Below are 10,525 nucleotides of genomic sequence, written 5' to 3'. Positions count from 1 at the left end.
CACGGAGAGAGACATGGCAGAACGCCTCAATAATGACTTTCAATTTCTGGATGTAGCACGCCAAGATCCAGAGAAAAAAGATATTACTGTCCGCAAAGCAGAGTTTGTGGAAATTTATAAACCTTTTACTGCGGATGTGGCTGCGAATCAATCACATCGTTGTTTAGGTTGTGGTAATCCCTATTGTGAATGGAAATGTCCAGTACATAACTACATTCCAAACTGGTTGAAGCTGATTGCGGAAGGTCAAATTTTCCAAGCGGCTGAACTTTGCCATCAAACCAATACCTTGCCAGAAGTTTGTGGTCGTGTATGTCCACAAGACCGTCTGTGTGAAGGTGCATGTACCCTAAATGATGGCTTTGGTGCAGTAACCATTGGGAATGCTGAAAAGTACATCAATGATACAGCATTTGCTTTAGGCTGGCGCCCAGATATGTCTGGGGTAAAGCCGACGGGTAAAAAAGTCGCGATTATTGGTGCTGGCCCAGCAGGCTTAGGTTGTGCAGATATTCTTGCACGCGGTGGTGTTAAACCTGTGGTATTTGATAAACGCCCAGAAATCGGTGGTCTTCTTACCTTCGGTATTCCTGAATTTAAAATGGAAAAAGATGTGATGAAGCGTCGCCGTGAAATCTTCACGGGGATGGGCATCGAATTCCGTTTAAATACTGAGATTGGTACTGACGTTACCATTGAACAATTGTTAGCTGAATATGATGCTGTATTTATGGGAATGGGCACCTATACCTATATGAAAGGTGGTTTTCCAGGTGAAGATCTCGATGGTGTTTATGATGCATTAGATTTCTTGATTGCCAACGTAAATCGTTGTCAAGGTTGGGAAAAAGATCCAAGCGAATACATCAACTTAGACGGTAAAAAAGTAATTGTGCTTGGTGGTGGTGATACCGCGATGGATTGTAACCGTACCTCGCTACGCCAAGGTGCACATGATGTGACCTGTGCTTATCGTCGTGATGAAAGCAACATGCCGGGTTCTGCACGTGAAGTAAAGAATGCATATGAAGAAGGTGTGAAATTCCTATTCAATCGTCAGCCGATTGAAATCGTGGGCGAAAATGGTCAAGTGACTGGCGTGAAATTCGTAACAACTCAATTAGGCGCACCTGATAGCCGTGGTCGTCGTAGCCCTGAACCAATTCCAGGTTCTGAAGAAGTATTGCCTGCGGATGCAGTCCTACTTGCTTTTGGTTTCCGTCCAAGTCCAGCTGATTGGTTTGGTGGCGCAAAGGTAAATCTAGATGGTTCAGGCCGTGTAGTTGCGGCTGAACAGCAAGAATTCAAATTCCAAACTTCTAACCCGAAGATTTTCGCGGGTGGTGATATGGTGCGTGGTTCTGATCTTGTTGTGACTGCAATTTGGGAAGGACGTGAAGCGGCAGAAGGTATCTTGGATTACCTTGGGGTTTAATTCAAACACCTAAGCTATCGCTTTAAATAAAAATGCTGTAGATTATCTTTAATTCGAAATATTTTTTGGATGAGAAGATGACTACAGCATTTCCTATTGATCAACTTACAAAAACTGAAAAATTACAATTAATAGAGCGCTTGTGGCAGGACTTATCTACTGAGTCTGAGCTGCTTTCGCCACAGTGGCATGCTGAAGTTTTACAAAAAACAGAAGCATTGGTGGCGACACAGCAAAATCAATTTGTTGACTGGCAAGATGCTAAAAAACGATTGCAGAAGAAAACATGAAAATCCGTTTTGGCGAATTTTGGACTGTAGAGCACAGCCCACTGCGGAATGATAAGTGACGAGTGTTGTTACTAGCGATACGTCAAATTCCATTTTACACTTTATCTTTTTGGTCATTTTTGCCAGTTCAATAAGCTTTTTTGCACTGTCTTTGCGGTTATATCCAGCGTAATACTGAATGTCAGTATGGAAATGATGCAGGCAATCAATATGGCTCTTGCAAATATCAACACAGAAAAAAATTATCTAAATCGTCCCAAAGCATTAGGGATTACCGTGCGGCGTTTGCAGTTTAATCCTAAAAAAATTAAGCGACATTATTTTGCAAATTCACCTGTGATGTCGCATCTCTTGACTGCACTTTCCTCAACCTTTCCGATAGGTGAGCAGTTTTTTGTCAACAGTGTACGTAATGTCCGAGACAAAGTAACAGACCCAAAATTACAAGCACAGATTGCTGCGTTTATTGGTCAAGAAGCCATGCACTCCAAAGCCCATAGTGAGTTTAATGACGCATGGCGAAGAGATGACTATAATCTTGATCGTTTTCAAACTTGGATCGCCAAACAGGATGAGTCATTAAGAAAAGCGCATCCAAAACTTCAACTCGCCTTGACTTGTGCATTTGAGCATTTCACTGCAATGTTAGGGGGTTATATTCTCAAGCATCCTGAGCTATTAAGTACCTTGGATGAGGATGCGATGAAGTTGTGGGTTTGGCATGCAATCGAGGAAATCGAGCATCGTTCAGTAGCATTTGATGTTTATGAAGAGGTGTATGGCGACGATCGAATTCGACGTTTGCTAATGCGTAGCGTCACCACAGGTTTTGCGAGTTTGGTTTTTTACGGAACAACACGTTTGATCTGGCAAGATAAGTGGAAAAGTCTGCCTAAAGTCGGTGGAAATTTATTTGGACTATATTTACTGAGCAAAATGCTGGTTCAATTGATTCCTGAATATTTATCGTATTATCAAGCTGATTTTCATCCAGCGAAGCATGACTATACTAAGTTGGTCAATTACTGGAAAGCACGTATGGCAGATGAATATGGCATGATCAGTTTTCAGGAAGAGACTGCTTCGAAAATTTATAGTTAGTGTGTCAATTTTAATTTAACACCGTTCAAAACCCATTGAATCCCCCTTCTATAAGGGTGATTTCTTATCATCATATAGCTAGACATTATTCGCTTTGCACGGCATTACATTTAGACCTTGATGTAATGCCGTTTTTATTGGATCTCTTCCATCATTATTCACATCCTCTTTGTATTTCTATCAGAGGGAGAATGAGGAACGATTGAAGTTCCGCAAGGGAATTGATGAAAGACGTCTATTTAAAGAGAAATAAAACAACGTTAATAAACTTTACACAGCGCACAAAAAATCACACTACAATGAATTATCGCAAAAATATAAAGAAAAACTTGAGGATAAACTTTATGAAAGCTATGAAACAAACCGCTCTCGCAACCGTATTGGCAAGCAGTTTATTGTTTACAGGTTGTGGCTATAACACCTTACAAGTCAAAGATGAAGCCGTGATTGCATCATGGTCAGAAGTGCAAAACCAATACCAACGCCGTGCTGACCTCGTACCGAATTTAGTTAATGTGGTAAAAGGTTACGCTAAACATGAAGAACAAGTTTTAGTTGAAGTGACCCAAGCACGTTCTAATGTTGCGGGTTTAAAAGTAGATAAAGAGGTTTTAGAAGACCCAGTCTTATTTGAAAAATATCAACAAGCACAAAGCCAACTTACCAGTGCATTGTCTCGTTTAATTGCCGTTTCAGAAAACTATCCTGATCTCAAAGCCAATGAAAATTTCCGTGATCTACAAGCACAGCTCGAAGGAACGGAAAACCGCATTGCGGTAGCGCGTAATCGTTATATTACCACTGTTCAAGATTACAATGCCTATGCACGTCAATTCCCGCAAGTGATGACTGCTAAAGTGATCGGCATGAAAACCAAAGAAAACTTTAAGGCGGAGGCATCTGCTGAACAAGCGCCAACAGTTTCTTTTAACTAAATAGGCATTGTCGGGAGTCACTGTATGATGAAAACGTCAAAGCAAGCATGGACGCAGCGAATTTACGCTGTTTTCATCCTTCTTTTTACAACACTTTGTTTTCAACATGCGGTGTGGGCGGAGCAAGCAACAGCAACAGATCAAAGTGATGTGCTGATTGCTGGGAAAATCATCCAAGAACAACAAAAAAATCAATCGGCTGCACCTGCCAACAGCAATAACACGGCTCCAGTTCTGCCCAAGGTTGCCGATGATATGGCAGAGGGGGAGTCTATACGTGGCTTGCCCACTTTAAATCAGCCAGTCATTGATCAAGCCAATATATTGAGTGCTGCTGAAACTCAGCAGTTGAATCAAAAAATTCTTAGTCTCTATCAGCAGGGTAAGGCTCAAATAGGTGTGATTATTGTACCGACCACGGGACAAGAAGCTATTTTTGACTTCGCTTTAAGGACAGGTGAAAAATGGCAATTGGGTTCGGCTAAACGCGATAATGGCTTACTGATTGCAATTGCGGTTAATGATCGTAACATTCAAATTCTGACGGGCTATGGCTTGGAAGGGGTTTTACCTGATGTGGTGTTGAGTCGAATTATTCGCAATCAGATCACGCCTGCATTTAAACAAGGTCAGTATGCACAAGGTATTGCGGCGGGTTTGGATGAGATTACTCGAATCGTCAATTTAGATCCTGAAGTTGCACAACAAGCAGCACAGGAGTTAAAAGAGCGTCATGAGCAAGCATTGCATCAGCAACAAGCCAGAGACAGTAGTCTTTCAATGGCACTCTTTATCTTGATTGCTGGTGTTGTGGGTTCATTTATTGTGGGTAAACGTCTCAGTGCATCTACTGCTGGGGTTGCAGCAGCGGTGGCAGGTTTGGCCAGTGGGGCTGGTGTATTGATGAGCTTGTTGCTGGGTATCGGTGTGTTCTTTTTATTGATTACCTCACTGGCACAATTGATTTTCCAAGCCTTTTTATCAGGCGGTGGACGTGGCGGTGGTGGCGGTTTTGGTGGTGGTGGAGGCTATCGTGGTGGTGGCGGTGGTTTTGGCGGTGGAGGGGCATCAGGCTCATGGTAACGAAGACAGATACAACACAGATTATTACCCAGCCCAAACTGGATGAACGAGTCCAACCGAGCTTGAAACGGTGGTTTAAGCATTTTTTATATATTTCTGCCACGCATCGTTATTTTAGTAAGCAAGATCGTTTAGAGATTGCGCAGACCGTACAGCAAGCTGAGCATGGACACGTTGGTGAGATACAGGTGGTGATCGAGGGGCATATCCCTTGTTCACAAGCTTATCATCAGGATACGCGGTTACGTGCGCAACAGCTCTTTGCTGAGTTGGGCGTATGGGATACAGAGTTGAATAGTGGCGTGTTGCTTTACCTGAATCTATGCGAGCGCAAAGTCGAGATCGTGATTGATCGCGGTTTAAAGAATGCAACAGATGCTGAAACATGGCAGCAGATTTGTCAGCTGATCATCGAAAAACTCAAACAGCAGCATTATCAACAGGGCATTTTGGCTGGTATTCAGGAAATCGGTCAGGTGTTGGCGATGTATTATGATCAGCCAATTTCCGATCAAACCAATGAACTGAGCAATGAGCCGATTATTTTGAATTGATAATGCTTGTATCACTGCAAGCATTTCGCCTTTGGCTGAAAAATTAGACTTTGAGAAATTGAATGTTGGGAGGGATTTGCTCAGATTTGATTGTGTCATTTAATTAAGGGATATATCGCCTAGTGATAAACGGATGTTATTTGGCGATGAGTGGTAAGGTCAGTTACAATTTTTTTTATGTGACCTATTTCGCTCAATTTTAAAACAATTAGAGCATCATCAAAATTGACTTTAAAATTCAAGACGGATAATGAGGGAAAGCTGACATTATTTGTCATTTTTCCTCATAAAATGTCCAAACTGCATCAATTGTGAACAGGTATAATATTGTTTTAAGTCTCTGTTTTTTTAAGTTAAAATTGGCTAAGCTAGGAGCTGGCATGAAACATGCTGAATACAAAGTAGCTGAATAAAGCTTATAAAAAATTTATACATTGGAGAAATGTTATGAACACAATGCAAAAGGGTTTTACCTTAATTGAACTCATGATCGTTGTTGCGATCATCGGTATTTTGGCGGCAATAGCAGTTCCTGCATACCAAGATTATACAGTTCGTTCTCAAATTACGGAAGGTATGAACTTAGCTGGTGGTATCAAATCTAAAGTTAATGATTCTTTTACAGAAACAGGTAACTGGCCAGCAACTTTAGAAGCAACGATGTGTGGTAACCAAACTGGTTGTGATGGTTCGCTTCCTACAGATCATCAAGGTAATTATGTTGCACAAATTGATGTCGCGGCAGGTTCAATTGATGTTACATATGGCAATAAAGCAAACGCAACTGCTTTGGCCACAGGTCAAAATATTTTAAGTATTCGCCCAGCTGTGGATGCTGCGGATAACATTACTTGGGTTTGTGGTTACGCTTCTGTTCCTACGGGTTTAACTGTAACTGGTACTGATATTACAGATATCCAAGCTAAATATTTACCAGCTTCTTGCAAGAACTAATTAATATATTAGAAAAAGACTGGTTCGCCAGTCTTTTTTTTATGTTTAATTAAGAAAGTATAAAATCTAGTAATACAATTTATAAGTAATTTTGCTACAAAGTGGGATAGCTGTGTTATTCAGTTCGATGTAATTCATTATCTATAATTAATGTGTCAAGATTCGATGAATCGGAATATTTGAAATAGAGTATCAATATGTCAAAACGTCTTAAATTTTTTCTAGGTCATTTATCTATTTCACTCATAATTGTTTTATTTGTAGTTTTGCTAGTTTTTATTATTTGGTATCCCTTCCCATTAGCTAAGGCTGTAGGTGTAACTCATATTTTATTAATGTTAATGATGATTGATGTAATTGTTGGTCCAGTTTTGGGTTGGTTGGTTTATAAAGAAGGCAAAAAAACCTTAATAATGGATTTAACAGTGATTATTTTGATCCAATTATCTGCATTGGTCTATGGAATATTTACGATTCAGCAAGGACGCCCTGCATGGATAGTTTTCAATGTCGATCAGTTTGAGGTTGTTCGAAATAATGAAATCTATCATAAAAATATAATGTTAGCTGAAAGTGGATTTCAGAAATCACCTTTGTTAGGACCGAAATTTGTGGCTGTACAATTTTCAGAAGATCCTAAGCAAAAACAGCAAGAAATGTTTGATGAAGTTTTAAATGGAATTTTTCTTTCGCAGCGTCCAGAACGTTATAATGATTTGGTTAAGGTAAAAGTAGATATTCAAAGACGTGCACAAAATCTTAATTTATTAGATCAATATAATGATCAAGGTTCAGTGAAAGAAATATTAAAAAAATATCCTCAGGCAACGTCTTTTATTCCATTAAAAGCCAATGCTGTTGATATGACTGTTCTTATTAATACTGAAAAAGGCGAAGTAATCAAAATTGTAGATTTAAGACCCTGGAAATAAGGTCTGATAAATGACAAAAATTGTTGTTTATGAACAAAATATGAGTTTTTGGGAATTTTAAAATTTTTATGTGTTTGAATTTAAATAATATTTAGTTTTTGGTATGAAAAATGCAGTTTTACGAGAGGGATAGTTTAGGAAACTCTCATGAAGCGACAAAATGGATTTACACTCATTGAGATCAGTGTTGTTGTGGCAATAGTGGGGATTTTAGCTGTGGCAGCTGTGCCAGCTTATCAAGAATATATTGCACGTTCCCAAGTCACCGAAGCATTTAGCATGGCGTCGTTCTATAAATCGGAGATGGCGAATGTTTATGCGGAGCAAGGACGCTGTCCAACATTAAATGATTTTTCTCTTGATAATACGGGAGCCATTAGAACTCGTTATTTGAATGCTGTTGTAATAAGTTCATACACGGGGGCGAATTGTGCTTTTACATTACGATTTACAAATACTGGGATTTCATCATTTCTACAAAATAAGCAAATACAAATTGCAATGACCTCAGGAGCTGGGGGGGTGAAGTGGGAGTGTATCTCTAGTAATATTCCACAAAGGTTTCTACCTAAAGCATGCCAAGGGATTTAACGACTAACAAGCTGTACAGAAAATTTTAGTTAAATATCCACAAGCCGATTCTTTCGTGCCACTTAAAGCCACAGCAGAAGATATGACGGTTTTAATCAATAAAGAAACAGGCGAAGTAGTCAAGATTGTGGATTTGAGACCATGGGAATAAATTGCTGGAAAGGGTGCTCAGTTGAGTCCACTGATCAAACGATGTAGATAGACTTGATCATTCTCCTTGATTAAAAATGTAGTTTTTCCTACCAAATTAAGATCAATAAAAGGGCTTCGTTATATACTACCGCGAAGCCTTATTTTTATTTAACCTTATGCAAGCTCTCTGTTTTCTTCTCGCCAGTGCTCTACTTGGCTTTGCGTGGCTATCGCCATTTCATACATACCCATGGGTGACTTTTTCGAGCGATCTCGCTGGTTTTGCTGCGGGTATTGCGCTCTTCACTTTGGCCTTAAATAAAAATATAAAAGTGCCTAAAGCGCAGTTATGGATGCTGCCTATCGTTGTGATTCCAATATTACAATGGAGTTTCGGCTTAATTGGAGATCTGAGTGTTGCGTTACTGAGTTCATTTTACCTATTTACGTTTTGGTTAATGATTTTGCTCGGTTTTAACCTGTCGCTACAGCAACCAAACCGCCGTGAACAGTTGATGCAAGGGTTTAGTTATCTGGTGCTTGCAACGGCTGTGATCACCAGTTTAATGGCAATCGCACAGTGGTTGAAACTCGAATCCAACTTGAGTGCAGTGATTCAGCTTAAAGGAAACCGCCCATTTGCCAACTTTGGCCAACCAAACAATATGGCGACCTTTCTGATCGTGGGACTGTTTGGGGGGCTTTATCTATATGAAAAACAAAAAGCGGCTTTATGGTTGCTGATCCCATCGAGCCTCTTGATTTTATTTGCGATTAGTTTAAGTCAGTCTAGAACATCGTGGTTGGTACTTATTTTTGTTTTTATTTATTGGATCTATAAACAACATAGAAATAGCCCGCGTCTGAATTTTCCTAAACTGATTTTTTGGTGTGCAACTTTTGTATTGATGTCAGGTTACCTTTTACCACTCTTGACGCAATGGATCGCAGCGGAACAGCTTACCGAAGTGGCCAAGACTGCTTCTATTGTTGATCGGGCGAGCCGAGGACATGAGCGTTTAGGAATGTGGATGCAAATCCTTTATGCGATCGCAGAACAGCCGTGGTGGGGCTATGGATGGAATCAAACCAGTGTGGCAGTGGTGGAGAGTCTTCAGTTCAATACGGTACAGGTTTGGTTTAATAGCTCGCATAATATTTTATTGGACTTACTGGTTTGGAATGGTATTCCACTGGGTCTTTTGATTATTGGCTATATCACCCTGTGGCTATTTTGGTTAAATCAACGCAGTAAAGAGACTGTTTCAATTATTGCGATGTTGATGGTCGTTGCGATTCTGATTCATGCCATGCTTGAGTTTCCGCAGCGTTATGCTTATTTCTTATTGCCATTGGGCTTCTTATTGGGTCTGATTCAGTCGCAAACGCCGAATTTAAAAGGCATCGAAATACATAAAAATATTATCCGTTGTGTTTGGGTGTTGAGTCTTATTGTGCTTCTGATGATTTGGCGCGACTATAAGCTCTATCAAGACAATAGCCGTTTGGTTTTTGCGAAAAAGCCACCAACTGCTCGTGTTCTAGGTAGTTCAGAAATTCTATTATTAACTCAGTTTGAGTGGCGTCTCAATTGGATAGCACTCTCACCGAATACGGGGATGTCTGAGCATGAGTTAATGATGATCGGCAAAATGGTGAAGAATAAAGCAACACCGTTTAATCTGAAAAAATATGCGCAGTTGCTGGCATATAATGGTAGAGAGGCTGAAGCACAGCAATATATTGAGATTTGGAATCGGCTTTATAAAAAGCAACTGACTTTAGAGCAAGTGATCGGTCAGTCCAAAAAGTAACAGCGATAAAAAATCCCTTTCAAATTCTTGAAAGGGATTTTTTTGTTTCTTAAATTTGACTTTGAATATAGTTTTCGATGCCAACTTTTTCGACTAAATCAAGTTGAGTATCGAGCCAGTCTAGATATTCTTCTTCTTTTTCTAAGATTTCTTGGACTAAATCGCGTGTTACATAATCCTGCTCAACCTCAGCAAGCTCAACTGCTTGCTGAATCGTCGCGATATTTTCTTTAACTTTGCGAATATCACAATTCAACACTTCTTCGGTGTGCTGACCGATATACAATTTGCCGAGATGCTGTAAGTTGGGCAAACCTTCTAAAAATAAAACACGTTCAATGATTTTATCAGCATGTTTCATTTGGCGAATAGATTCTTTGTATTCAGCTGATCCGAGCTGCTCGATGCCCCAGTCATTAAACATACGAGAATGTAAAAAATATTGGTTAATTGCAGTTAAATGATGATAAAGCACCTGATTCAGCTGATTGATCACTTCACGATTGCCTTTCATTGCCTTGCTCCATAAAACACCAAGTTGATGCCCTAACAACTAAGGCAATTTATATGATTTTAATCAACAAAGAGGGCTATGGCGAGTAATTTATGGAACGGCAAATGAAAATCACAATCATGAGGAGTTAGGCGCTCAACGAGTGGTGAGCAGTGTAAGGTAATTTACGTCTATTATTTATTTTTATAAA

The 10,525-nt window shown here is 39.8% G+C and carries 11 protein-coding genes; 10 read left to right on the top strand and 1 reads right to left on the bottom strand.

From position 1 onward, the window contains the following. Positions 1-13 precede the first annotated feature (13 nt). The 10 genes from J2Y37_RS05115 (at position 14) to J2Y37_RS05070 (ending at position 9,821) form a co-directional block, all read left to right on the top strand. On the top strand, positions 14-1,435 hold the full coding sequence (locus tag J2Y37_RS05115; protein WP_004673199.1) for an FAD-dependent oxidoreductase: 1,422 nt from the start codon (positions 14-16) through the stop codon (positions 1,433-1,435). A gap of 77 nt (positions 1,436-1,512) precedes the next feature. Next, complete coding sequence (locus J2Y37_RS05110) at positions 1,513-1,725, top strand: addiction module protein (RefSeq protein WP_241323254.1); 213 nt, start codon at positions 1,513-1,515, stop codon at positions 1,723-1,725. A 210-nt stretch (positions 1,726-1,935) separates the two neighbouring features. Beyond that, positions 1,936-2,826, top strand: a complete 891-nt coding sequence (locus J2Y37_RS05105) for a metal-dependent hydrolase (RefSeq protein ID WP_349032094.1) — start codon at positions 1,936-1,938, stop codon at positions 2,824-2,826. 344 nt (positions 2,827-3,170) lie between these two features. Further along, on the top strand, positions 3,171-3,761 hold the full coding sequence (locus J2Y37_RS05100; protein ID WP_349032093.1) for a LemA family protein: 591 nt from the start codon (positions 3,171-3,173) through the stop codon (positions 3,759-3,761). Positions 3,762-3,785: 24 nt separating this feature from the next. After that, positions 3,786-4,844, top strand: coding sequence for a TPM domain-containing protein (locus J2Y37_RS05095; protein ID WP_349032092.1), 1,059 nt, complete (start codon positions 3,786-3,788; stop codon positions 4,842-4,844). Further along, the gene (locus J2Y37_RS05090; protein WP_349032091.1) at positions 4,838-5,398 is read left to right on the top strand and encodes a TPM domain-containing protein; all 561 of its coding nucleotides are present in this window, start codon (positions 4,838-4,840) and stop codon (positions 5,396-5,398) included. The genes J2Y37_RS05095 and J2Y37_RS05090 overlap by 7 nt, the downstream gene beginning before the upstream one ends. A 447-nt stretch (positions 5,399-5,845) precedes the next feature. After that, complete coding sequence (locus tag J2Y37_RS05085; RefSeq protein WP_349032090.1) at positions 5,846-6,352, top strand: pilin; 507 nt, start codon at positions 5,846-5,848, stop codon at positions 6,350-6,352. 197 nt (positions 6,353-6,549) lie between these two features. Beyond that, positions 6,550-7,284 carry a TfpX/TfpZ family type IV pilin accessory protein gene (gene tfpZ / locus J2Y37_RS05080; RefSeq protein WP_349032089.1) on the top strand — a complete coding sequence of 245 codons (735 nt, stop codon included), beginning with the start codon at positions 6,550-6,552 and terminating at the stop codon, positions 7,282-7,284. Between the two features lie 147 nt (positions 7,285-7,431). Then, positions 7,432-7,875, top strand: coding sequence for a pilin (locus tag J2Y37_RS05075; protein ID WP_349032088.1), 444 nt, complete (start codon positions 7,432-7,434; stop codon positions 7,873-7,875). A 308-nt stretch (positions 7,876-8,183) separates the two neighbouring features. After that, the gene (locus J2Y37_RS05070; RefSeq protein WP_349032087.1) at positions 8,184-9,821 is read left to right on the top strand and encodes a Wzy polymerase domain-containing protein; all 1,638 of its coding nucleotides are present in this window, start codon (positions 8,184-8,186) and stop codon (positions 9,819-9,821) included. Between the two features lie 49 nt (positions 9,822-9,870). Here the strand turns inward: J2Y37_RS05070 and bfr are convergent, their stop codons facing one another. Then, the gene (bfr, locus tag J2Y37_RS05065; protein ID WP_004673178.1) at positions 9,871-10,335 is read right to left on the bottom strand and encodes a bacterioferritin; all 465 of its coding nucleotides are present in this window, start codon (positions 10,333-10,335) and stop codon (positions 9,871-9,873) included. Positions 10,336-10,525 lie beyond the last annotated feature (190 nt).

This window comes from Acinetobacter sp. 3657 (genome assembly GCF_031456775.1).
GTDB lineage: Bacteria > Pseudomonadota > Gammaproteobacteria > Pseudomonadales > Moraxellaceae > Acinetobacter.
Note: the sequence above shows the minus strand (reverse complement) of the source record. Positions and strands in the feature narration are given on the sequence as shown.